This window comes from Saccharopolyspora erythraea NRRL 2338, from assembly GCF_000062885.1.
GTDB lineage: Bacteria > Actinomycetota > Actinomycetes > Mycobacteriales > Pseudonocardiaceae > Saccharopolyspora_D > Saccharopolyspora_D erythraea.
Genome location: NC_009142.1, coordinates 4,528,712 through 4,552,133, shown reverse-complemented (window position 1 = coordinate 4,552,133; position 23,422 = coordinate 4,528,712). Strand labels below are relative to the sequence as shown.

Below are 23,422 nucleotides of genomic sequence, written 5' to 3'. Positions count from 1 at the left end.
GGTCACGGCGTTGCTTGACTAGACCGCAACTCTAGTGCTCTACTCCCAGCGCGGTTCGCCGAGGGCGCGGGACGCCCGCGCAGGCACCGATCGGCCGACACCGGTACGGCCGCCGTTTTCCGTATCCACTGGGGACCGGATTTCCTTTGCTGGGGAGGTAACCGCGTGACCGCAGGCCCGTTCCTCAACGCGGTGCAGGAACTTGCTCCGTTCGACCACGGCCCGCTTTCGGGCATGCAGTACGCGCGCGGCGACGACTCTCCGACCGGTTTCGGGGTGACGCAGCGCCTGATCGACGCGCACCTCGGCCTGCTCGGCGCCGGCAGAGCTGCCGCCGCGCAGTGCGATCCCGGCGTCACCACGCTCTCCGGCCCGGACGGCTCCGTCGAGCTGCGGTTGCGCGGGGCCTGCGGAACCGACCCGGACCGCGTGTTCCGCGAAAGCACCGCGCAGGCCCGCTGCGGTCTGATGTCGGTGCACAGCCGCGCCGAACCCGCCGTCCGCCGCATAGGCGTGGACTACGCGTCGGTGCTGGCCGGTGTCACCGCGGTGCAGGGTGTGCTCGCCGCGACCCTCGCCCGGCTGCGGGGAGCGCCGGTCGGTGCTGTCGAGTTGGCGCTCGAGCACGCGGCGGTCATGTCCGTCGCGCAGTACATCGGTGCGGCCAGCGCCTCCGAGGACGCCGAGAAGCTGCTGCCGGGAGCGCAGGACGGCAGGCCGCGTCCGCCGTTCGCCTCGTCCGACGGGGTGCTCTTCGAGCTGGAGGCCCTGGACGTCGAGCCGTGGCAGCGGTTCTGGGCCGAGATCGGCGCGCCGATCGAGGCGGTCAGCCGGAGCTGGCGCCCGTTCGTGCTGCGCTATCCCGGCGCGGTCAGCCCGTTGGCCCCCGGGCTCGCCGAGGCACTGGGAGAGCACGACTTCGCGGGCATCACCGAGATCGCCGAGCGGGCCGGGATGAGCGTGTGCCGGGTCCGGACGGTGGCCGAGCGCCGCGCGGACCCGGACCTGTGGCCCTCCCGTGGAAGCGGTGCGCCGTGGGAGTTCGCCCCCGCTGCGGTCCCGGCTGAGCCGGCCGCGCACTCCGATCGGCTGTCGGCAGGGGAGCTCCCGCTCGCCGGCATGCGGATCGTGGAGTCCTCCCGGCGGGTGCAGGGCCCGATGGCCACCCGGCTGCTGTCGCTGCTGGGCGCCGAGATCATCCGCATCGAGCCGCCGGGCGGCGACCCGCTGCGCGGGATCCCGCCCATGGCGGGGGATGTCTCGGCCCGGTTCGTCGCGCTCAACCACGCCAAGCGCATCGTCGAGATCGACATCAAGGACCCCGCCGGGCAGCGGTCGGTGCTGGAGCTGGTCCGCGACGCCGACGTCTTCCTGCACAACTGGGCGCCGGGCAAGGCCGCCCAGTTCGGCCTGGACGCCGAGCACATGCACGAGGTCAACCCGCGGCTGGTGTACGCCTACGCCTCCGGCTGGGGCAGCGCGCTGGGGGAGCGGCCGCCGCTGGGCACCGACTTCATGGTGCAGGCGCACGCCGGTGTCGCAGACGCCGTCACGCCCGACGGCGAGGACCGGCACCCGTCGCTGATGACGCTGCTGGACGTGCTCGGCGGTTTCGTCGCGGCCGAGGGAGTCCTCGCCGGCCTCGTCTCGGTGCGGCGCAACGGCTCGGGCTGCCGCGTCGACACGTCGTTGCTGTCGGCCGCGACGACGTTGCTGGCGGAGCGGCTCGCCGGGGCGAACCCCGAATCCACCGCACTGGACGAGGTTTTCCGGACCGCCGACGGACTGCTCGCGGTCTGCGCCGACGAGGAGGAGGTCGAGCGCCTGACCGCCGCGACCGGTCTGGCGCCGGCGCCGGGAACACGGCCGGCGGACCTGACCGAGAGGCTGCGGACCGCGCTGGCCGCGCGGCCGGCCCACGAGTGGGAGCGGGTGCTCGGTCGCCACGCGGTGCCCGCCGCCCAGGTCGAGATCGACCTCGCCGACCTGCCGCGACGCGAGGACTTCGCAGACGTATTCCAGCACCACGGTTGCGCTGTGGTCGCTTCTCCTTGGAGGTTCCAGTGAGCACTCAGCCGTTGCCAGACCTCGTACCGCAGCACCTGCGCCGCCTGTGGTCGGAGGAGGGCATCTACCCCGGCGCGGCGGTGTTCGACCTCTTCCTGGGCAAGGCCGCCGTGCAACCCGACCAGCCCGCGGTCTTCGACGACGACGGCGTGACGAACTACTCGCAACTGCGGGAGAAGGCGCTGCGGCTGGCGGCGGGACTGCGCGGCCTGGGCGTGCGCGCCGGCGAGGTAGTGGCCTGCCAGCTGCCGAACTCCGCGCTGGCGTGCGCGGTGGAGCTGGCGACCGCGGCGCTGGGGGCGACCGTCCTGCCCTTCCCGACCGGGCGCGGCCATCGCGACGTCCTCTCCCTGCTGCGCCGCTCCGGTGCCGTCGTGACCGTCATCCCCGCCCGCTACGGCGACGTCGACCTCGCCGCCACCATGGCGGAGCTGCGGCCGGAACTGCCGCACCTGCGCCACGTCGTGGTCCACGGTGCGGAAGCTCCGACCACAGTGGACGAGCTGCTCGCGACCGAGCCGGCCGATCTGGACGACCTGCCGAGCCCGGATCCCGACACCGCGGTGCGGTACCTGGTTTCCTCGGGCACCGAGTCCGAGCCGAAGATCGTGGCCTACTCGCACAACGCCCTCATCGGTGGCCGGGGGCAGTTCCTGAAGCGGTTGCAGCGGCCGGGCCGGCCGATGCGCGCCATGTTCCTGATCCCGCTCGGTTCGTCGTTCGGGTCCTGCTGCACCTTCGGCGTGCTGTGCGCGCTGGGCGGATCCCTGGTGCTGCAACGCAAGTTCGACCCCGTCCAGGCGTTGCGGGCCATCGGTGAGCACCGGCCCACCCACCTGGCGGGCGTGCCGACGATGTTCCAGCGGATGATCGGCAGCCCGGAGTTCGCCGGTACCGACACCTCGTCGCTGCAGGCGCTGATCACCGGCGGTTCGCTGATCGACCCGCAGACGGTCGACCGCTGCGTGGCCGACTTCGGCTGCACCCTGATCAACCTCTACGGTTCCGCGGACGGGGTGAACTGCCACAACGGCCTCGACGACCCGCCGCATGCGGCGAAGACGACGGTCGGCGTGCCCAACCCGTCGGTGTGCAGCATCCGCATCGTCGACGACTCGGGCGCGGACCTGCCGCCGGGTGAGGTCGGCGAGGTGCTGGCCCGCGGCCCGATGTCGCCGATGTGCTACGTCAACGCGCCCGAGCTCAACGAGCGCTACCGGACCCCGGACGGCTGGGCCCGCACTGGCGACCTGGGCGTGATCGACCCGGTCGGGCGGCTGCGCCTCAGCGGTCGCAAACGCGACATCATCATCCGCGGCGGCTCCAACATCAGTCCCGCGCAGGTCGAGGGCGTCATCGCCGCGCACCCGTCGGTGCTGAGCGTGGCGTGCGTGCCGGTGCCGTGCCCGGACCTCGGGCAGCGCATCGCCGCCTGCCTGGTCGCGGTACCGGGCGCCGCGGTGCCCGACGTGGCGGAGCTGGCCGAGTTCCTGCGCGTGCAGGGCCTGGAGCCGCGCAAGTTCCCGGAGGTGCTGCTGGAGATGGACGCCTTCCCCCTCACGCCGGCGGGCAAGGTCGACAAGCGCGCGCTCGCGCAGCAGGCCACCGAGGTGTTCACGGCCACCCGCGGCGACGAGCCGGCCCGGGTCTGAGGGAGGAGAGCCATGACCGCGGAACCGAACGCGCCGGGCAGGGCGCGGGAACTGGCGCGACGCGTCCGGGAGTTCGTCGACACCCACGTGGTACCGGCCGAGCCGGAGATGTTCGCCAGCCGCGAGGTGTGCGCGGAGCTGCTCGTCGAGTTGCAGAGCAAGGCCCGCAGCCAGGGCCTGTGGGGCATCGGCTACCCCGCCTCGCTGGGAGGGGCGGGCCTGCCGCTGACGAGCTATCTGCTGGTGGCCGAGCAGGAGGGCCGCTCGTTCTACGGGCCCGCCGTGTTCGGTGCCGAGACCGTGGTGGACGTGCACATGCTCGACCGGTTCGCCACCCCGCAGGTGCGGGAGCGCTTCCTGCTGCCGACGGTGCGCGGGGAGGCGGTGCCCAGCTACGGGATGACCGAGCCGGGCAAGACCGGCTCGGAGGTCTCCGGCTTCACCACCGAGGTGCGCTTCGAGCCGGACCGGTGCACCGTGCGCGGGCGCAAGTGGTTCATCTCCAACGCCGACCGCGCCACGTTCATGACGGTGATGGCGCGCAGCGAGGGCCTCGGCAAGCACCCCAAGGACGCGTTCTCGCTCGTCGTCGTGCCCACCGACGCGACCGGCTTCGGCATCGTCCGCGAGCTGCCGGTGCTGGGGCACTTCACCGGGCAGTGCGAGGTGGAGCTGCGCGACGTGCAGGTCCCGCACAGCCACGTCGTCGGTGAGCGCGGCGCCGGACTGGCGGTGGTGCAGCAGCGGCTCGGACTGGCCAGGACGGTTCGGTCGATGCACTGGCTCGGCCAGGCCCAGCGCGGGTTCGACCTGATGTGCCGGCGCCTGCGCTCGCGCCGGGTGCAGGGCGGTCACCTGGCCGACAAGCAGTTGCTGGGCCAGCACGTGGCCGACAGCTACGCCGAGATCAGCGCCGCGCGGGCGCTGGTGCGCAGGGCCGCGGCGCGCATCGACCAGGGGCGGCTGCACGTCGACCTCGGCGTGGCCAAGCTGGCCGCCTCCCGCACCGCGGTCGCGGTGCTGGACCGCGCCGTTCAGGTCCACGGCGCGGAGGGTCTGTGCGACGACACACCGCTGTCGGTGATGTACCGGGCGGCCCGGTCCACTCGCATCTACGACGGCGCCGACGAGGTCCAGATCAGCCAGATGGCACCGCGCATCCTGAAGACCTACGCCGATTCCGACGGGTTCGACTTCACCGACCCGGTGGACGATTTCGCCGCACCGGCCTGAGTGCCTGTCTTTTCACCTCGCATGCCGGTGGGGGGTGGGGGGCGGAACCGCCTTCCGACACCGCGATCGCGAACAGCACGGATGTCCGCCAGGGGACATCGCGGACGCCGACGGCGCCCGGCCGCCTGCGCACCAGGCGGCCGGGCCCGGACGTCAGATGGCGGTGCGGTCCAGCAGGCCGAGGCCGGGCGTCTCGTCCGGAGCCGGAAGCATCGCCAGGTCCACCGCCCCGTGCTCGGTGCGGGGGAGCTCGGCGACGACGTGGTGGACCAGTGGCCGCTGGTGGGCGGGCAACGCCTTGGCGGCGTGCCGGCGCAGTTCGGGCACCAGCCACGCCCTGGCCTCGGCGAGAAGGCTGTGGTGGACGGGATCGTTGGCAGGGGCCCGGTCTCCTAGCTCGCCGAACGGGAACCGCGGCAGTGGTGCGGACCCGGGGGCCTGGTCGTCGGATCGCCGCACGAACGCCACGTCCAGCTCGCCGTCCGGCCACCCGCCGGCCCGGCTGAAGCGGCAGTCGTAGCCGTAGCGCGCACCCAGCGCCGCCAGGTGCTCGGGACGGACGGCGGCGGCGTCGACTTCGGCCGCCAGCATCCGGAGCTCGCCAGCCGGGGTGCCGGTGCGGCTTTCCAGCACCCGGGCGATCTTGACCGCGCCCGCGACACCGGCGCGCGGGACCCTGCGCAACCCCAGCGCCTCGACGCGGTCGGCCAGCATCGCGGCGGCCCGGTCCCGGGCGTCGACCGACCAGTGCAGCCAGGTGGGCACCTCGACGGTGCGGCGCGTGCCGTCGCGCCAGGCGACGACGTCGAAGGAGAACGGGGCCGCCGACTCGCGGGAGTCGGCCGGGCGCGGCCGCACCTCGACGTGCGCGGCGCCGGGGAAGTCCCGGAACCAGCGCGCGTCCACCAGGAGCTCGTCCTGTTCGGACAGCTGCCGCCGCCACCGCTCCTCCAGGATCGAGCCCGCCACGTCGTCTGGCGCGCCGGACACGACCGATGCGGCGTGCATGGCCCGCACCAGCGGGAGATCCCGGATGCCGCCGAAGTGCACCCGGCCACCGGGCCCGGTGGCCGCGAGCGCGGCGGTCAGGGCGCGGCGCAGGTACTCGGCGTCGGGGAAGCGGTGCACGGGCGAATCGCACACCACCAGCTCGAAATCGTCGCCCTCGAACAGTTCGGCGTCGATGGTGTCGCCGAGGGTGAGCTCGACGTGCCCGAGTCCGCCGCGGCGTGCCGCGGCTCCCACATCGCTGAGCGCAACGAAAGATAGGTCTAAACCAAAATAGTGTTCGGCGCCGATCGCGCGGGCCAAGCGTTCTCGGCCACTTCCGCATGCCAGCTCGAGAACGCTTTTCGCCACGAGGTGGGAGTTGCGCTCGTCACAGTCGGTTCCCGATTCCCGCCCGCGGGAATCGGCTGTGATCTTGTCGGCGATGGCGGTGTAGCCGTGGCGCACTGCGCGGCGGTGGTCGTCCGGGGCGACCTCGGGGACGACGTAGGCGACCAGGCCCGCTCCCGTCTGCGGGAACATGGTGTTCGGCAAGACGAAGACATCGCGAACGCCCTCGTGCCCGCGCAGCACCTCGGAAATACGAGACGCCTCGGTGCTGGATGAAGCGCCGGTGGATAACGACACGTGTCCCGGTCGCACGAAACCCCCAAGATGATCAATGGCCTCAGCGGAAACATCGCCCAGAGCGCGCGACTCGGAGCCGGCGCTTCGCGGCGCGGCTCCGGGTGGTCCGTCGATGGCTGTGAGCTCGGGACCGAGGTTAGCGCGCAACCGGCATTCGAGGGAATCAGGGAGAGGTGAGATCTTCGAATTCCGCCAATTCTCCGAAAGCGCTTCGCGTGTTCTGATTGCGTCGGCAAAATCATGGAGTCCCGGTCTTCGGTCTCCGGTTCTCGGGCATTCGGCCATTCGGCCGCTTGCGGCCGATCCGCTCGGGTGCGGCGGGTCATCGACGCCTCGTGCCGTCGCCGTCGAGCGGGTCAGGCGAGCGCGGGCAGCTCGGCTTCGCCGAGGAAGGTCGGGAAGGGGCGGGGGTCGGGGTCGGGTGCCCACCGGCCGTCCAGCAGCCGGTAGTGGGCACCGGGGCCGTCGAGCAGCAGTCGCTCCAGTCCCGCGAGCAGCCGGTCGACGTGCTCGGTGGTGGTGTCGAGTCCCACGCTCGCGCGCAGCGCGGGGCCCGGCTCGGCTCCTGTCCGCGACATCAGGCGCCTGGTGAGCATGTGCGCGCAGAACAACCCGCTGCGCACACTGACGCCGTGCTCCGCCGACAGCGCGGCGGCGAGCAGGTCCGCGTCGGTGGTCTTGCCGGCGTGCGGATCGATGGCGAAGGAGACCACGCCCACGCCCGGCCTGCCGGGCCACATGGACAGCGGCCGCACGCCGGGCAGCGCCGCCAGCCCTTCGCGCAGCCGGTCGACGAGAGCCTGCTCGTGCGCGGTGACGAAGTCCCAGCCCAGTTCGGTCAGCTCGTCGCACGCGGCCGCCAGCGCGTGGGCGCCGACCACGTTCGGGGAACCGGCCTCGTGCCGGGCGGGCAGGCCGCACCACGTCACGTGCGCGCTGTCGGCGGAGTTGGCGGTGACGTTGGCCGTCGCACCGCCGCCGACCAGGTAGGGCTGGGCGTCGGCGAGCCACTCCGGAGAGCCGACGAGTGCGCCCGCGCCGAAGGGCGCGTACATCTTGTGACCGGAGAGCGCGACCCAGTCGACCTGCCACCCGGTCATGCTCAGCGGGCGGTGCGGTGCGAGCTGGGCGGCGTCCAGCACGGTCCGCGCGCCGTGCCTGCGCGCGATCTCGGCGAGCTCGGCCACCGGCCACAACTCGCCGGTGACGTTGGACGCGCCGGTGAGCACGACCAGCTTCGGTCCCGCGGGGAGTCTGCGCAACGCCGCCGACAGCAGCCGCGCGGCGGCCTCCGGTGAGTCCGGCATCCCCAGGCCCACCACGGAGTCCGGAGCCCACGGCAGCAGTGCCGCGTGGTGCTCGGTGTCGAAGCGCAGCACCGCGGTGCCCGGCGGAAGGCAGCGCGCGAGCAGGTTGAGCGCGTCGGTGGTGTTGCGGGTGAACAGCACCTCCGAGTCGGCAGATGCTCCAGCGAACCGGCGCAGCGAGTCGCGCGCCTGCTCGTAGGCGCGGCTGCTCACCCGGGACGCGAATCCCGCGCCGCGGTGCACGCTGGCGTACCACGGCAGCACGTCGCGCACCGCGTCGTGGACGCGGCGCAGGCACGGTGTGGTGGCGGCGTGGTCGAGGTTGGCATGGGGCACGAGATCGCCGGAGACCACCGGCACGCGCAGGTCGGCCCCGATGACGGCGGGCAGTGGGCTGATGTCGGCACGCGGACCGCGAGCGTGTGGCACGCCTTCTCCTCAGGTCGGACCGGCCGTGGAGGTGCGGCCGTGGCGGCGGGAGCGCTGCCACGGCCACGTCAGCCTCCGACCGCGGCGGCGTACTCCGCGCCGTTGTGGACGTTTCCGCCACGAGCCGCGTCCGGTCGGCAGCTATGCGAGCCGAACACTAGAGCAGCACTACAGAAACCGTCAATGGCCGGCCCGGTGCTAGCGCGCCGATTCAGCTTGCCTGACCTCGGAGATCTCGGCGCGCTTGGGAGGAATCGCGGTCATCGCCACGAGTGCCCCGAGTGCCGCGAACACCGCCGCGCCGACGAGCGCGGTGGTCTGCGGGTTGAATCCGGCCGCCGGCAGCGGCAGCAGGACTGCCACGCCCAGGCCGCTGCCGATCCGCTGCGCGCTGTTGACCAGACCGGAGGCGATGCCGGTGTCCTGATCGGCCACGGACTCGACCGCGGGCACGGTGACGCCGGAGAAGCAGCACGACAGTCCGACGGCGGCCACCACGCCGGCGGGCAGCACGTCCACGAAGTACGAGCCGCCGTCGTGCGGTGCCCTGGCGAGCGCGAGCAGCGCGACCGCGAGCAGTCCGAGGCCGAGCAGCAGCGTGTGGCGCGCGCCGAACCGGCTCATCAGGCGGGGTACCAGGGTCGCGGAGGAGGCCATGACGACGAGGCCGACCGGCAGCATCGCGGCGCCCGCGAGCAGCGGCTCGTACCGGAGGCTGTTCTGCAGGTAGAAGGAGAGCAGGAGGAACAGCGGGATGTGCGAGGCGCCGTAGAGCAGGCTGACCGTGGTCGTGGCCACCACTGTGCGGGTGAGGACCCGGCCCGGGACGAGCTTGTTGCTCGAACGCGCCTGCAGCACGGTGAACAGCACGAGCAGCAGCACGCCCGCCGCGGTGAGCCCGAGCGTCAGCGGGTCGGTCCACCCCGCGCTGGGCGCTTCCACGAAGGCGGCGCTGAGGACCAGGAGACCGCCGGTTCCCAGCAGGGCGCCGACGAAACCGGGGCGGGCACCGGGGTCGGAGTCGAGGTGCGGCAGCAGTGCGGGACCCGCGAGCAGGACGGCGATCCCGATCGGCACGTTGATCAGGAAGACCCATTCCCAGCCCAGCGCCTGGGTGATGAGGCCGCCGAGCGCCGCACCCGAGGAAGCTCCGCCCGCGCGCATCGCGCCCCAGATCCCGAAAGCCTTGGAGCGCTCGCGCTCGTCCTGGAAGACGGCGACGATCAGCGCGGTCGTCGCGGGCACCAGCAGCGCCGCGCCCAGGCCCTGCACCGCGCGACTGGCGATCAGCAGCGCACCGCTGGTGGCCAGTCCGGCGCCGAGCGAGGCGATGGTGAAGATCCCGAAGCCGAGCAGGAAGACGCGTTTGCGCCCGAAGAAGTCGGCGATCCGGCCGCCTACGAGCAGCAGGCCCCCGAAGATGACCTGGTAGGAGTCGACGACCAGCGACACCTCGCCCGCGCCCAGGTCGAGATCGGTGCGCATCGTGGGCAGGGCGACGTTGACGATCGCGATGTCGAGGAACACCACGAACTCGGCGGCCACGACCAGGGTCAGCGCCCACCACCGCAGCGACGGATTCATTTTACCTCCTGAACAGTTAGGCAACACAATAATAGGGCGCGGCATCTAGTTGGCAAGAGTGCTGGTGGACAGCTGTGCTCGAGCGGTCGCTCGCCGACGTCGCCTCCCTGTTCTGCGTGGAAGGCGGGCGTGGCCTGCGAGATGAGGGCCCCGCCTCGTCGCGGACGCCGAAATTCGTTCAGCAGGTGAACTGTGTTGTCTGGTAGTCGTTGTCGCAGGTCGGCTATAGTGAGGTGTGGCCAAGAACAGTGACCGGGACGCCGCGCCGCCCTGGATCGCCGACAACATCGGATTCCTGCTGGCCAAGGCCGGCACCCTGTCGACCGAGCTGTTCCGCTCGCGCCTGGAGCGCCTCGACGTCCGGCCGCGCCACTACTCGGTGCTGAGCGTGCTGCACCTGCACCCCGAGCAGTGCACCCAGCAGTTCCTCGCGGGCTGCCTCGAGGTCGAGCCGAGTTCGGTGGTCTCCGTCGTCGACGACCTGGAGGACCGCGGACTGGTCGAGCGGCGCCGGGACCCCGGCGACCGGCGGCGCAACGTGCTGGTGGTGACCGAGCGCGGCGAGGAGCTGATCGCCGACGCCCAGGAGATCGCCGCGGAGCTGGAGCAGGACCTCATGGCCGGGGTGCCCGAGCGGCGGCGCCGGGAGATGCGCACCCTGCTGATCAACGTGCTGGGCAACGCGACCAGGACGCAGCATCCCGAGGTGGAGGCCGGTTCGGCCGGTTGAGCCCGTGCGGGCGGGCACGGGCCCAGACCGACCACACCGGGCCCAGCCCGATCACACAAGGCCCAGCCCGATCACACCGGGACCAGCACGGTGCTCTGGCGCACCGACCCCACCCTGCCGTGCTCGTCGTGGACGATGCCTTCGGCGACCGGGGCGCCGGACCGCCGCACGAGGGGGTGCGCCGCGATGCCGATCCACCCCGGCCGGGGCGACCGTTCGAGGTGCACCGTGCTGTCGACGTTGAGCGCGGCGCGGTCGTCGGCTCCGATGCCACCGCTGAGCCCGGTGAGCAGGTCCGACGCCGCGAGCACCCCGCAGACCGGCGCGCAGCCGGCGACCAGGGGCGTGCGCGGGCGGACCCACGCCACCGCGGCGAACCCGTCCGGCGGGTCCGGATCGAAGCGGATCTGCAGGTGTTGCCCGTTGAACGACGGCCACGCCACGTGCTCGTGGTGCGGGAGGCACTTCTCCGGCGGTGTGAGCGGTGGTGACGACTCGGCGGTGCGCTCGCCGGCCTGGTCCCGGACGGCGAACAGCGCCGCGGCGCGGGCCACGGGCGTACCGGCGCACAGCGTCGCGTCGGCCACCGAGTAGCGCCGCCCGTCGCGCAGGAGGTGCGTCCGCGCGGTCAGGGGTTCGAGCGGGACCGGACGCAGCAGGTCGACGGTCACGCGGACGAGCTCACCCCGCGAGTCCGCCGCGACCGCGCCGAGCAGGTGTCCGAGCAGCGCGTTGACCGCGCCTCCGTGCACGCGGTCCGGTGACCACGGTCCGGCCGCCGTTGCCGCCGCCTGCCAGCTCTCGCAGGCCGGACCGGGCGACCACGCCGGAGCGGCGCTCACCGGGCGTCCCCGGCCCGCACCGCGACCGAAGCCCGTCGCAGGCCGACCGCGCAGCCGCCCGCCAGCACCAGCTCCAGCGCCAGGACGGGCCACGCGGAGCCGAGCCCGCCCGCCGCGTCGGCGACCGCGCCGACCAGCGGCGGGCTCACCACGAAACCGGAGAAGAAGGCCAGCGACGCCAGCGCCGACGCGTGGGTGACCTGGCCGTACGAGCGGTCGCGCACGACCGCGAGCATGCACACGGCGTTGGCGGCGACCGCCGTCGCCCCGATCCCGATGCTGCCGATCCAGGCGGGTAGCAGCCCGAACCAGCCGCTGGCCCACACCGCGCCGACGAACACCGCCGCGGCGAGCGCGAGCCCGAGCAGGAGCCCGTGCGGCTCGGCGAGCTTGCCCGCCAGGGAGGTCCAGCCGATCCGGGCGACGATGCCCGCGATGCCGAAACCGGCGATCATCAGCGCGGCCTGCCGCTCGCCGGTCGCGAGCTGTTCGGTGGCGTAGAGCGGCAGGAACGTGGTGAACGCGGCGAGTCCGGCGCCCAGGAAGAGCTGGTAGAGCATCAGCCAGCGCAGCTTGGCGTTGGGGCGGACCAGCTTCGACCACCCCGCCGCCCGCGGTGCGGCCTGCTCGCCGGGGATGACCGACCAGGACACCGCCAGCGCGACCAGGGAGAGCGGGATCACCAGCGCCAGCGCGCCCCGCCACCCCAGCAGGACGGCGGCGGTGGGCAGCGCGGCACCGGCGACCAGGGCGGCCAGCTGCACCCCGGACTGCTTGGCGCCCACCACCGAGCCTCGGCGTTCGGGTGCGACGTGCAGCGCGATGACCTTGTTGGTGGCCGGGTTGGCCAGCGCCTGGGCGAGTCCGCACAGCGCCACGCCCACCACCAGCATCGCGAAGCTCGTGCTCACCGAGATCAGCCCGAAGGACAGCGCCACGACGCCGAACAGCGCGATCGTGGCATTGCGGGCGCCGATCCGGCCGACTCCCTGGCCGGCCCACAGCGACAGCACGGCCGCCACGGCGAAGCACACCGCCGTCAGCGATCCCAGCGTCGAGCGGCTGATCCGGAGGTCGGAGACGAGCACGGGACCCAGCACGCCGATGGCGTAGAGCAGCAGCATCGGCAGCGCCATCGCCAGGGTGAGGATGAAGATCATCGGGCCGGTCGCGCGCGTCGGTCCGCCCCGGCCCCCTTCGTGTGTGGTCATGCCGGTCCTCGTCTCGCGGCGGCGGGGTTGGTGGAGGTGGCCGGGAGGCGGCTGCCGCCGGCACCGGACTGTAGCCAGGGTCTAGGGCGGTGGTCTAGTTCGCGGTGCGTGCGCCCGGCGGGGGAGCCGGTCCGCGGTCGGCCTCGTCCCGCCGTGGCGCCGGTGCGTCGCCCGCCGGTGGCGGGTGTTCGCTTCGGTTGGCCGTTCGTGGCATATTCGGAAAGCATCAGATCGATAACAGCACGCTGATGCGTATATGGCTAGAGCGAAGCTCTGAAGTAGTACTCACATTCGCTGGGATTTCTCCGGGCGCAGGCCCGCGGGTTCCCGTGCGGTGTGGTGGTCACCTGCCCCGCCGGTGCGGGAGCGGGTCGTCGTCGCGTCCGGTGTGCGGCCTTTTTCCGGGGGAGTTGCTGTGCTCGCGGTCGAGAACCTCTGCAAGACCCATCCGCACCGGGCGGAGCCCGCGCTCGACGGGGTCGAGCTGCGCGCCAGGCCCGCGACGATCTGCGGCGTCTTCGGGCCGGCGGGTTCGGGCAAGACCTCGCTGCTGCGCTGCCTGGCCGGGCTCGACGTGGCCGACTCCGGCCGCGTCACCGTCTCGGGCCGTCCGGTGGCGCTGCGGCGCGGCCGAAGACGCGGTGCGCGCAGACCTGTCGGCTTCGTGCCGGAAAGCGATGCGTTGCTGCACGAGTGCACGGTGGCGGGCAACATCGCCCGGCCGTTCGAGCTGGCGGGTTTCGACCGCGTCGCGCGGCAGGTGCGGGTGGCCGAACTGCTCGAGCTGACCGGCCTGCGGGCGGAGTCGCACGCGAGCCTGTTCCAGCTGCGCCCGGAGCAGCTGCGCCGGTTGCAGGTCGCCCAGGCGCTCGCCGCGGGGGCGTCGGTGCTGGTGCTCGACGACGTCGACGAGCACGTCGGCTCCGGCGGCGGGGGCGCGCTGGCGACCGTGCTGGACCGGGTCCGCGGCGAGCTCGGGCTCACCGTGGTGCTGGCCACCGACGACTCGGAGGTGGTCCGCCGCCTCTGCGACGACGTCGTCGTCCTCGACGGCGGGCGGGTGCTGGAGAGCGGCCCGGTGCTCGAACTGCTGGCCAGGCGGCGCAGCCGGACCGCGGAGCTGCTGCTGGACCCGGTCGCGGCTCCGGCCGTCGCGGGGCCGCTGCGCGCCGGGCTGCCGGGCGATGCGTGTCTCGTGGACGTCGTGCTCGTCGGGTATGCGGCGGTGGGCTCGCTCCTGCCGCTGGCGGTCAGCAGGTTCGGCATCGCGATGACCTACCTCAGCGGTGGTGTCGTCCCGGTTGCGGGCACCCTCGTCGGGCGGTTCCGGGTGTCGATCGCCGGACACGGGACCGGCCGCGCGCTGGACTGGCTGGCATCGCAGCGCTGCGCGGTGTGGGAGGTCGAAGACCCGACCATGGCAGCCTGAAACCCGCTGTCCGGAAGATGATCCAGTCCAATCGACTAGACCACAGAACTAAAGCAGAACTACAGTGGGGCGACTTGTTGAGGCGGCTGCCGTCCGCCGTGCCGGGCCCGTTCGCAGCGCCCGTTCGCGCCGGCGGCGCCGCCACGATCCGCGGAGAGGTGGTGGACGATGGCCGACGTCGTCGATGTCGTCGTCGTGGGCGCCGGGCTGGCCGGTCTGAGCGCCGCGTGGAACCTGGAGCAGGCCGGGCTGACGACGTTGACCGTCGAGGCTTCCGACGAGGTGGGCGGGCACACCCGCTCGCGCGTCGTGGACGGGGAGGTCGTGGAGCTCGGCGCGGAGAACTTCGGTCCGCACCACCACCACGTGCGCGGGCTGGCGCGTCAGCTCGGGCTGACCGTGCGGACTTCCGCGTTCCACGGCGTGGCGCCGGTGATGTGGCGGACCGGTGGGGGTGCGCGGGTGTCGCGCGTGCCGGGAATCCGCCCGTCGGAGGCGCCGGCGGCGCTGCGCGCGCTGCGTGAGCTGAAGCGCATGGCCGGCGGAGTCCCGCCGGTCGCGCCGTGGACGGCTCCCCGCGCGGCCGAGCTCGACGAGCAGTCCTGGTCCTCCTGGCTGGACCGGATGCACGTGCACGGCCACGCCCGCGGCCTCCTCGACTCCGGGTTCGCGAGCTTCTCCACGGTGCCCGCCGACCGGCTCTCCCTGCTGCAGGTGGCGTGGTGGGTGCACCGCGCCGGAGGCATCCTGCCGACGCTGCGCGACGGTCTCTCGCTGCAGATCGCCGAGGGCACGCAGCAGCTGTCGATCCGGTTGCGGGAGCGGCTGCGCGGCCAGGTGGTGCTGGGCACGCCGGTGAACCGGGTCGTCCAGGACGGCGAGAAGGTCGCCGTGCACGCCGATCCGCACCAGTGCTGGGAGGCCCGCGCTGCGGTGGTCGCGGTGCCGGTGTCGAAGGCCGGTTCGCTGGAGTTCGACCCGCCCCTGGACCCGCAGCAGCAGGCGCTTTACGGCGCGCTGCGCTTCGGACGGGCCACGAAGCTGATCGCCGTGAGCCAGGAACCGGTGGAGGTCAAGCACCGGGTTCTGATCGGCGGAGCGCCACTGCCCGCGGCGTGGCTGCGGGGCCGACGCGTGGCCACCGGGTTCGCGACCGGCGACTCCGCGGACCTCGACGTGCAGGTGCTCTTCGAGGACCTGGCCGACGTCTTCGAGCTGAAGCGGCCGCGCCTGTACACCGAGGCGAAGCGGTGGGCCGCGGACCCGTTGTCGGAGGGCAGCTACCTGGCGTTCGCTCCGGGGCAGCTCACCGCGCACGGCCCGCACCTGAAGCGCCCGCACGGCCTGGTCCACTTCGCCGGGGCCGACCGCAGCAGCTGGCACCCGGACCTTGAGGGGGCCATCGAGAACGGCTACCAGGTGGCCGACGCGCTGGTGCGCAGGCTCGCCAAGTCCGCTCAGCCGGTCATCTGACGCCACCCTGCCACGGCGTGAGTCTTTCGGCTTGCCACAGCACGATCCCGAAGGCTCACGACCCGGCACCAGGTTGCCACCGCATCGCATGGCGCGGTGGCAACCTGTACGGAGATGCCGCGGGTGTCAGTGTTCGACGGGGGCGGTTGCCTCACCGGTGACGATGGCGGCGTACTCCTGCGGGTGCGTGGTCTGCGGCGCGTGCCCGCAGCCGCGCAACGTCCTCTTCCTGGCACCGGGAACGGCATCGGCCAGCAGGTCGATGATCGGCCGGTACCAGGGCAGTCCGCGGTCACCCCGGGTCAGCAGCACGGGCGCGCTGATCCCGGAGAAGTGCTCGGCGCGCAGCGTGGGCGGCTCCGGGTCGGCCATCCGGGCCAGCCACACCGGCCCATGCGTCGTGAAGGTGCTACGGCGCCGGGCGTCGAGCTCGAGGTCCCAGGTACCGGGGCCGAACCCGACCTCGTCGATGAACATCCGCGCGGCGGCCTCCCGTTCATCCGCGCCGAGCAGCTCGGCGACCTTGGCCGCGCGTTCGCGCACCTCGTCGAACTCGGCGTTGTGCGGGGTGCCGGCCAGCATTCCGAACAGCGGCGGCTCGTGCACCGTCAGCCCGCTGCACAGCCGCGGATGCCGTGCGGCCAGCAGCAGCGCGACGGTGGCGCCGTAGGAGTGCCCCACGACGTGGGCGGGCCCGTGGTCGAGATCCCGGAGCAGCCGGGCGAGGTCCTCGACGTCCTCGCTGAGGGGCCGGACGGCTGTGCCGCCGTCGCTGCGGCCGTGGCCACGCCGGTCGTAGCGCAGGACGTGCAGCCGGGAGGAGAGCTGGGGCACCAGCGGGTCCCAGCCGGAACGGTCGTCCCACGAACCGTGCACGAGCACGACCGGCTGACCGCTGCCCGCGAGTTCGTAGTGGAGCCTGCGGCCGTCGATGGCGATGTGGGACATGGCGTGGCCTCTTCTGTCGGGTAGCCGACCGGTCCCGCCGTGCGGAGGAACGAACGGAAGGTGACCGGCCGGCGTCTCCTGTGGAAAGCAACACTCTAGAGCGAGCCACCAACGCAGCAGGTCACGAAAAGGACTTGTTTGGGTCATGCGTTGGCCAATTCCGTTCCCCGTGCCTACTTCTCGGTGGTTCGGGCGAGTTCGGGGGACAGTCCGGCAGTGCAGCCGCCGGCGCCGGACCGCCGGAAGCGCGATGCGGCAACAAGCGGCAACAAGCTGTCAACGGCGTCGTGCGACGGCTGAATCGTTGCAAGATCCGATGGACCACATCGGCTCCGGCGGACGACCGAACGCGTTCGTCCGAGCCCGGGAACCGGACCGGCGGCCGCTCGCCGCCGGTGCGGGGTCGACGCCGCCCTCGCCCCACGAACGCCCGCACCACCGGAAACCGGGACGGGTCGGCGGGACCGCGCGAGCCCGGGTCGACACACAAGGTCCGGACCGGTCAGACCAAGGGCGGAAAATGACTGTCGCAGATTCGCACCTCGCCGCCGAACTCGACGCCGAGTCGTGGCGGAGCATGCCTGCCGCGCAGCAACCGGACTGGCCGGACCCGGTCGGGCTGCGCCGCGTGGTGGACGAGCTGCGCGCCGCACCGCCCCTGGTGTTCCCGTCGGAGTGCGACCGGCTGCGCTCCCGGCTGGCGGTGGTCGCCCGCGGCGGCGGCTTCCTGCTCCAGGGCGGGGACTGCGCGGAGACCTTCGACGGGGTCTCGCCCGCGCAGGTCCGCGCCAAGCTGCGCACGCTGGCCCAGATGGCGCTGGTCATCGGCTACGCCTGCGCCGCGCCGGTGGTGAAGGTCGGCCGCATCGCGGGCCAGTACTCCAAGCCGCGCTCCAGCCCCACCGAGACCCGTGACGGCAGAACCCTGCCGTCGTACCGGGGCGACTCGGTCAACGGACCGGAGTTCGGCGAGCAGGCGCGCACGCCCGACCCGGAGCGGCTCCTGCGGATGTACCACTCCTCGATGGCCACGCTCAACGTGCTGCGGGCCTTCGGCGGTGGTGGCAGGAGCGACCTGCGCAGGGTGCACGGCTGGAACGAGGAGTTCGTGTCGGCGTCGCCCTCCGGCAAGCACTACCAGCGGTTGTGGGAGGAGATCGGCGCGGCGCTCGGGTTCATGCGGTCGCTCGGCGCCGCGCCGGAAACGGTCGGCGAGACCGAGTTCTTCACCAGCCACGAGGCGCTGGTCCTGGAGTACGAGAGCGCGCTGACGCACGGCGGCGGCCGTCCGGGCGAAGCCTACGACCTGTCGGGGCACATGGTGTGGATCGGCGAGCGGACGCGGCGGATCGACGGGGCCCACGTCGAGTTCGCTTCCAGGATCCGCAACCCGATCGGGATCAAGCTCTCGGCGGCGGCCGAACCCGACGAGGTGCTCGCCCTGATCGACAAGCTCGACCCGCACCGGGAACCCGGCAGGCTCACGCTGATCACGCGGATGGGGGCGCAGCGGGTGCGCGCCGAGCTGCCGGCCCTGGTCGAGAAGGTGACCGCCGCCGGCGCACCGGTGGTGTGGGTGTGCGATCCCATGCACGGCAACACCTTCGAGGCCGCGAACGGGTACAAGACGCGCCGCTTCGACGACGTGCTCGACGAGCTCCGCGGGTTCCTGGAGGTGCACCGCGCGCTGGGCACCCATCCCGGCGGCGTCCACCTGGAGCTCACCGGCGACGACGTGACCGAGTGCCTCGGCGGTGGCGACGACATCGGCCCCGACGACCTGCCCGAGCGCTACCGCACCGCCTGCGACCCGCGCCTGAACCGCTCCCAGGCGCTCGACCTGGCCTTCCGGCTCGCCGAGATGTACCGGGGTGCATGAATGCGCTGTTCGGTGCCGAGCGAATTCCCGTCGGGAGACAGGTTCCTGCACGTGGACCCCGGCTGACCTCCGGAGGAGGTACGGTCGGCTCCCGAATCGTCGGACCGGGAGAACGCCGGTCAGCCGGTCCTCCCGCCGCGGTGCGCGCCTGGCTCACCCGCCGCACCCAGGACCCGTCGACCAGCGCGGCCCGGCCTCGCGCGGCGCGGGCTGGCCTCGACCAACGACGAGAGCGGACGACGATGACATCACCACGGACGGCTCCGGGCGCGGGCCCGGGATTCGCCGTCGAGACGCGGACGCACCTGCGTGACGTGCTGGACTGGCACTTCGATCCCGCCACCGGCTCGCCGTTCTGGCTGTCCAGGGCGGGGTTTCTGGACTTCGATCCGCGCCGCGACATCGCCGGCCTCGCCGACCTGGTCCGCTTCCCCGACCTGTGCCGGGAACTGCGGGGCGTTCCCGCGGAGGACCTGATTCCCCGCGGCATGGCCGGAAGGAGGCTGGAGGTCTTCGACTCCGGTGGCACGAGCGGGCGTCCCTACCGGCGCGTCGATGCCGGAGCCGTCGAGGACAACGTCGACTGGTGCAGCGGGGTCCTCGACGAGCACGGGTTTCCCGAGGGGGTGAACTGGCTGCACGTCGGGCCGAGCGGCCCGCACGTCGTCGGTCGCGCGGTGCGCTACCTCGCGGCGCGGCGCGGCGGGTTGTGCTTCACCGTGGACATGGATCCCCGCTGGCTGGCCAAGCTGGTGGCGACCGGTCAGCAGGAAACCGCCGACGACTACGTCGAGCACCTGCTCGACCAGATCGAGGCGGTGGTGCTGACCCAGGACGTCCGCTGCGCGTCGGTGCCCCTGCACCTCGTCGACGAGCTCTGCGCGCGCCCGCAGGTCTACGAGACGCTCGCCGAGCGGTTGCGGGGGCTGCTGTGGGTGGGCACCGCGGGCAGCAACGAGACCATGTCGCTGCTGCGCACCATGTTCCCGGCGGCGGCGATCTCGGGTTGGTACGGCGACACGGTGATGGGCATCGCCGCGGAGCGCGCGTGCGAGTCCGGTCCCGAGCGGCCGTGCGTGTTCCGCCCGTACCACCCGGCATCGGTCATCCAGGTCGTCGACGCCGCGAGCCGCGAGCCCGTCGGCTACGGGCAGCGCGGTCGCGTGCTCCGGCACCTGCTGACGCGCGAGGCGTTCCTGCCCAACCTGCTCGGCCGCGACACCGCGCTGCGGGTGCCGCCGTTGCCGGGAGACGACGTCGACGGCATCGCCTCGGTGGCCGCGGTCGGCGGTGGGCCGTTCGCCGAGGAGGTGCTCTGAGGTGGGCAGCGGGAACCGCGGAATCCTGACCGTGAACCCGCTGATCGCCGGCCGCACGCACCTGAGCCAGGACGTCGGCTCGCTGGCCGGCGTCGACGGCTCCGCGCTGGCCGAGGTGCGGCTGGCGCCGCGGCTGCTGGCCAGGCTCGCCCTCAACGAGGTGCGGGCGAGCGCCGACGGTGTCGCTCCAGGCGCCGAACTGTTCGTGCGCGCCGCGGACGCCTTCGAGCACGGTGACGTGCTCGGCGAGTCGCCGCGGCACTACCTGGAGCGCGTCGCACTGGCGGCCGGGCTGCCGATTTCGGTGGCGAGGGCCGGGCTGCGCGACATCGCAGGCTCCATGCGGGACATCAGGCGCATCAACGAGCGGGACTTCCCGGCGGCGACCGTGGTCCCGGGAGGCCGGGTGGAGCTGACGCCGGCCGGACGGGTCTTCGCCTCCGTGGTGGCGATGGGCAAGCACCAGGAACCCAACGAGGTGTGGCTGCGCGCGCTGTCGCTGGGCTACAGCGTGCTGGTCCGGCCGGGCCTGCGCGACCCGTTCACCGCGCGGCGCCTCGCGGGCGCACTGCTGGGCGCCGGGATGCCGAAGCATAAGGTCACGCTGTTGCCGGGCGACGAGGGCATGGCCCGCATGCTGGTGCGCGAGGCGGACCGGTCGGTGATGTTCGGGCCGGAGGAGAAGGTCAGCTCCTGGCGGGCGCTGCGCAACGTCCAGGTGCACGGCGACGGCCGCAGCAAGGTGTTCATCGACCACGAGCCGAGCGCCGGTGAGCTGGAGTTCCTGGCCGAGTCGGTCGCGGGCAAGGCCGGGGTGCGCTGCGACTGCGCCTCGGTCATCCTCACCACCGGCGATCCCGCCGCGCTCGCGGACTCCCTGGCGGAGCTGCTGGCCGAGCGCCGCGCCGAGGTCGTCACCAGCGACGCGGCGCAGGTGCCGGTCGTCCCGGCGCGTGCCGCCGAGCGGTTGCGCGTCCGCTACGCCGAGCTGGGCGCCGGGATGACCGACCACAGCAGCCCCGGCTACGGCGGGGGTCCGCTGCTGGAGCTGCCGGACGGTTCCTTCGCGGTGCGTCCGGTGGTGCTGTCCACCTCGGACCCGTCGCACCCGGCGGTGGGCACCGAGATGGACTACCCGTTCGTCACCGTGGCGCGGTGGCGTCCGGTGGACGGCGTGGTCCCGCTGACGCGTTCGCTGTTCCTCACCTTCCTCGCCGAAGACGAGGGGCTGCTCGCCGCGGCAGCGGCGGACCCGACCGTGGGCGAGGTCATCGCAGGCGCCGCGCCGCCGTGGGCCAGGCACTTCTGGCTGCCCGAGCCGCCGTTGACCAGGCTGCTCATGGCCGAGAAGCGGATCCTGACCTTCGAGGCGCCCGCGTGAGCGCAGGCCGCCGGTGTCAGCGTCCGGGAGGTACGGCCCTCGGACCGGCGGCGCCGGCACCGAGGTTCTCGGGCTCGATCAGTCCCAGCGCCGACACCAGCACACCGGCCTGGAAACGCGACTTCGCCCTGAGCCGCGCCATCAGGTGGGCGATGTGCCTGCGGTAGGTGCGGACCGAGAGGTTGAGCTTGCGCGCGGCGGTTTCGTCGGTGTAGCCGGCTCCCATCAGGCGCAGCACCTGGCGGGTCACCGACTCGTCGTCCCAGTCGATGTCCACATGCCGCAGCGCCTCGATCCCGAACCCGTGCGTCCACGTCGTGTCGTGGAGGGCCTGCAACGCCCGCACGGCCGCGGGTTCGTGGACGACCCTGAGCTGGACGCGCCCGTGCTCCCCCGCGGAGCCCAGCAGGCAGGTCCGGCCGTCCACGATCGTCATGACGGGCAGCTCGCCGGAGGACATCCGGACCTGCGCCCCGGAGTCGGCCAGGCCGCGCAGGCCCGCCACGTCGGCGCCCGCGCCGGTGCCGACCAGCAGGCGCATCGCCGCACCGCGCTCGAGCAGCTCGGTCTGCAGGTGGTGGAACAGCTCGGACTCGCCGGACGCGGGCCAGCCCGGGCAGCTCGTCCGCACCGAGACCGCGCGGTGCCCGGCCTGGTGGATCAGCTTGGCGACCACCAGCTCCGGCGACTCCGGCGGCCCGACCGGCGGGGCGGCGGGGGTGCGGTGGTCCTCGTGCAGGGCGACGGCGATCTCGGCCATCTTCTCGGCGTGGTGCAGCAGCTCGCGCAGGGCCGGTCTGCGCCGCGTCCGCGGTTGTTCCAGTGTGCTCACGGTTCTAACCCCCATGCGTTCGGAACGTGTTCCTGCCGGACTCCCGTCCGCGGTAGGGCTGCGCCGACCGGTGGACGACCGCCGCGGCGCGGGCATCACAAGACCGCGGGCGACGCGTGCGATCCGGCCGCGGTGCGGCAGGAATGCGTCGGAAATGCAACACGCGTGCGTCGTTGCGGACCCATGCCATTGCCCTCCGGGCTGCGGGAGTTGGCGCCGCTCATTGTCTCCGCACCACCTAATGCGAATCTAAAATGGTTCTTATGCGGCGGAATGGTGCTGCGAGGGCGCTGGTGTCCGACCGCGCCGCGAAGCGCGGAAGCGGTTCGTCAGCCGAATTGGGAGTATTTTTTGTGAAGCCGGACACCGGGGGTGTGCGGCGCCCGTCCGGCGGTGTCACGTCGGTATTTGTCCGTTTCCCCCGAGGCTCGGATGCGTGCAACCGCAACGACTTCCGGCGCGCCGGCCCAGCCTCCGGAGGGTCGCGGGAATCACGGCTGTGTCCAATCTCGTTGCACGGCCGAGCTGATTCGCGGTGCTGCTGAACCAGACGGCGCCAACCGGCTGCTCCGAATGCTCGCGACTGTTGCGCTTGCACGATTGGAGGTGGTACACAATCGAACTCTGCGAGGAGTCCGGTCGCGCATGTGTCCGTGTCGGCCAACTATCGCTTGCTCTGGGGGTCAGGAAGTTTGCGGTACAGAATGCTAGGACCGTTGCGGGTCGTGGACCGGGGAGGTGATGTCCCGGTCAATTCCCGGCACGTGGAATTGGTGCTGGCGTCCCTGCTGTTCCGGGCGAACCAGGTGGTCTCGGTCGACCAGCTCGTCACCGAGATCTGGGGCGACGACCCGCCCCGGCGGGCCGTCGACGGGATCTACGTCTACGTCTCGCAGCTTCGCAAGTTCCTCGGCAGGTTCGGCCAGGAGAGCAGCCCGATCACCACCAGGTCGCCGGGCTACGTGCTCCACGTCGGTCCCGGCGCCCTCGACGTGCACGCCTTCCAGCGGCTGATGGACAAGGGCCGGGTGTGCATGCGGATGCAGCGCTACGAGGAGGCGTCGACGTCCTTCCAGTCCGCGCTGTCGCTGTGGCGCGGGCCGGTGCTCGGAGAGATGCGGGGCGGGCCGATCATCAGCAGGTACTCCACCTGGCTGGAGGAGGCGCGGCTGGAGTGCCTGGAAGCGGTGGTCTCCACCGGGATCGCCCTCGGCCGGCACCAGGAGCTGGTGGGACTGCTGCGGATGCTGATCGCCGAACACCCGCTGCACGAGGAGTTCTACCGGCAGCTCATGATCACCCTCTACCAGCGCGGACGCCGGGCCGACGCCCTGCGCGTCTACAACGACGCGCGGGAGACCCTCAACCGCGAGCTGGGGCTGGAACCCAACCGGGGACTGCAGGAGCTGCAGCGCTCCATCCTCGTCGGCGACGGCGAACTCGCCTCATGAGGGCCCGGTCGCCAGGACCC

The 23,422-nt window shown here is 72.5% G+C and carries 17 protein-coding genes; 10 read left to right on the top strand and 7 right to left on the bottom strand.

The annotated features are described in order from the left end of the window. Positions 1 to 165 precede the first annotated feature (165 nt). Genes SACE_RS20020 through SACE_RS20010 form a run of 3 tightly spaced genes read left to right on the top strand, consistent with a single transcriptional unit; the run spans position 166 to position 4,952 of the window. Positions 166 to 2,067, top strand: coding sequence for a CoA transferase (locus SACE_RS20020; RefSeq protein ID WP_009947023.1), 1,902 nt, complete (start codon positions 166 to 168; stop codon positions 2,065 to 2,067). Further along, the gene (locus SACE_RS20015; protein WP_021342126.1) at positions 2,064 to 3,719 is read left to right on the top strand and encodes a class I adenylate-forming enzyme family protein; all 1,656 of its coding nucleotides are present in this window, start codon (positions 2,064 to 2,066) and stop codon (positions 3,717 to 3,719) included. Before SACE_RS20020 ends, SACE_RS20015 begins: the two co-directional genes overlap by 4 nt. Before the next feature lie 12 nt (positions 3,720 to 3,731). Next, the gene (locus tag SACE_RS20010; RefSeq protein WP_009947026.1) at positions 3,732 to 4,952 is read left to right on the top strand and encodes an acyl-CoA dehydrogenase family protein; all 1,221 of its coding nucleotides are present in this window, start codon (positions 3,732 to 3,734) and stop codon (positions 4,950 to 4,952) included. A 153-nt stretch (positions 4,953 to 5,105) separates the two neighbouring features. Here SACE_RS20010 and SACE_RS20005 read toward each other — a convergent pair whose 3' ends face one another. From SACE_RS20005 to SACE_RS19995, 3 genes are all read right to left on the bottom strand, one after another. Then, positions 5,106 to 6,533: a class I SAM-dependent methyltransferase gene (locus SACE_RS20005; protein ID WP_009947027.1), complete on the bottom strand. Its 1,428-nt coding sequence runs from the start codon at positions 6,531 to 6,533 to the stop codon at positions 5,106 to 5,108. A 410-nt stretch (positions 6,534 to 6,943) separates the two neighbouring features. Next, positions 6,944 to 8,323: an aminotransferase class V-fold PLP-dependent enzyme gene (locus tag SACE_RS20000; protein WP_143538173.1), complete on the bottom strand. Its 1,380-nt coding sequence runs from the start codon at positions 8,321 to 8,323 to the stop codon at positions 6,944 to 6,946. A 198-nt stretch (positions 8,324 to 8,521) separates the two neighbouring features. Further along, positions 8,522 to 9,907, bottom strand: a complete 1,386-nt coding sequence (locus SACE_RS19995) for an MFS transporter (RefSeq protein ID WP_009947029.1) — start codon at positions 9,905 to 9,907, stop codon at positions 8,522 to 8,524. 235 nt (positions 9,908 to 10,142) lie between these two features. Between SACE_RS19995 and SACE_RS19990 the strand changes: the two genes are divergently transcribed. Next, positions 10,143 to 10,637, top strand: a complete 495-nt coding sequence (locus SACE_RS19990; RefSeq protein WP_009947030.1) for a MarR family winged helix-turn-helix transcriptional regulator — start codon at positions 10,143 to 10,145, stop codon at positions 10,635 to 10,637. Positions 10,638 to 10,708: 71 nt separating this feature from the next. Here the strand turns inward: SACE_RS19990 and SACE_RS19985 are convergent, their stop codons facing one another. Next, the gene (locus tag SACE_RS19985; protein WP_009947032.1) at positions 10,709 to 11,479 is read right to left on the bottom strand and encodes a thioesterase family protein; all 771 of its coding nucleotides are present in this window, start codon (positions 11,477 to 11,479) and stop codon (positions 10,709 to 10,711) included. Further along, positions 11,476 to 12,690 (bottom strand): MFS transporter, encoded by a 1,215-nt coding sequence (locus SACE_RS19980; protein WP_009947033.1) that lies wholly within the window; start codon positions 12,688 to 12,690, stop codon positions 11,476 to 11,478. The genes SACE_RS19985 and SACE_RS19980 overlap by 4 nt, the downstream gene beginning before the upstream one ends. Positions 12,691 to 13,105: 415 nt before the next feature. Between SACE_RS19980 and SACE_RS19975 the strand changes: the two genes are divergently transcribed. Further along, the gene (locus SACE_RS19975) at positions 13,106 to 14,119 is read left to right on the top strand and encodes a methionine ABC transporter ATP-binding protein (RefSeq protein WP_009947035.1); all 1,014 of its coding nucleotides are present in this window, start codon (positions 13,106 to 13,108) and stop codon (positions 14,117 to 14,119) included. Between the two features lie 168 nt (positions 14,120 to 14,287). Then, positions 14,288 to 15,592: a flavin monoamine oxidase family protein gene (locus tag SACE_RS19970; RefSeq protein WP_009947036.1), complete on the top strand. Its 1,305-nt coding sequence runs from the start codon at positions 14,288 to 14,290 to the stop codon at positions 15,590 to 15,592. A 126-nt stretch (positions 15,593 to 15,718) separates the two neighbouring features. On the opposite strand, the gene SACE_RS19965 is transcribed toward SACE_RS19970, so the two are convergent. After that, positions 15,719 to 16,540, bottom strand: coding sequence for an alpha/beta fold hydrolase (locus SACE_RS19965; protein WP_009947037.1), 822 nt, complete (start codon positions 16,538 to 16,540; stop codon positions 15,719 to 15,721). A gap of 520 nt (positions 16,541 to 17,060) precedes the next feature. Here SACE_RS19965 and SACE_RS19960 point away from each other — a divergent pair. From SACE_RS19960 to SACE_RS19950, 3 genes are all read left to right on the top strand, one after another. Beyond that, entirely contained in the window at positions 17,061 to 18,419 is a 1,359-nt protein-coding gene (locus tag SACE_RS19960) for a class II 3-deoxy-7-phosphoheptulonate synthase (RefSeq protein WP_009947038.1), read from the top strand. Positions 18,420 to 18,661: 242 nt separating this feature from the next. Then, positions 18,662 to 19,738 carry a hypothetical protein gene (locus SACE_RS19955; protein WP_011874246.1) on the top strand — a complete coding sequence of 359 codons (1,077 nt, stop codon included), beginning with the start codon at positions 18,662 to 18,664 and terminating at the stop codon, positions 19,736 to 19,738. Between the two features lies 1 nt (position 19,739). Beyond that, positions 19,740 to 21,119, top strand: a complete 1,380-nt coding sequence (locus SACE_RS19950; RefSeq protein ID WP_009947041.1) for an aldehyde dehydrogenase family protein — start codon at positions 19,740 to 19,742, stop codon at positions 21,117 to 21,119. A gap of 16 nt (positions 21,120 to 21,135) precedes the next feature. Here SACE_RS19950 and SACE_RS19945 read toward each other — a convergent pair whose 3' ends face one another. Continuing rightward, entirely contained in the window at positions 21,136 to 21,951 is an 816-nt protein-coding gene (locus SACE_RS19945) for a LuxR C-terminal-related transcriptional regulator (protein ID WP_009947043.1), read from the bottom strand. Positions 21,952 to 22,715: 764 nt separating this feature from the next. On the opposite strand from SACE_RS19945, the gene SACE_RS19940 reads away from it, so the two are divergent. Then, entirely contained in the window at positions 22,716 to 23,402 is a 687-nt protein-coding gene (locus tag SACE_RS19940) for an AfsR/SARP family transcriptional regulator (protein WP_009947045.1), read from the top strand. Positions 23,403 to 23,422 lie beyond the last annotated feature (20 nt).

Bases quoted from the DNA above. Each gene is read 5' to 3' on its own strand.
- SACE_RS20010 (WP_009947026.1), top strand. From the start codon at position 3,732: ATGACCGCGGAACCGAACGCGCCGGGCAGGGCGCGGGAACTGGCGCGA.
- SACE_RS19995 (WP_009947029.1), bottom strand. From the start codon at position 9,907: ATGAATCCGTCGCTGCGGTGGTGGGCGCTGACCCTGGTCGTGGCCGCC.
- SACE_RS19980 (WP_009947033.1), bottom strand. From the start codon at position 12,690: ATGACCACACACGAAGGGGGCCGGGGCGGACCGACGCGCGCGACCGGC.
- SACE_RS19970 (WP_009947036.1), top strand. From the start codon at position 14,288: ATGGCCGACGTCGTCGATGTCGTCGTCGTGGGCGCCGGGCTGGCCGGT.
- SACE_RS19965 (WP_009947037.1), bottom strand. From the start codon at position 16,540: ATGTCCCACATCGCCATCGACGGCCGCAGGCTCCACTACGAACTCGCG.
- SACE_RS19960 (WP_009947038.1), top strand. From the start codon at position 17,061: ATGACTGTCGCAGATTCGCACCTCGCCGCCGAACTCGACGCCGAGTCG.
- SACE_RS19955 (WP_011874246.1), top strand. From the start codon at position 18,662: ATGACATCACCACGGACGGCTCCGGGCGCGGGCCCGGGATTCGCCGTC.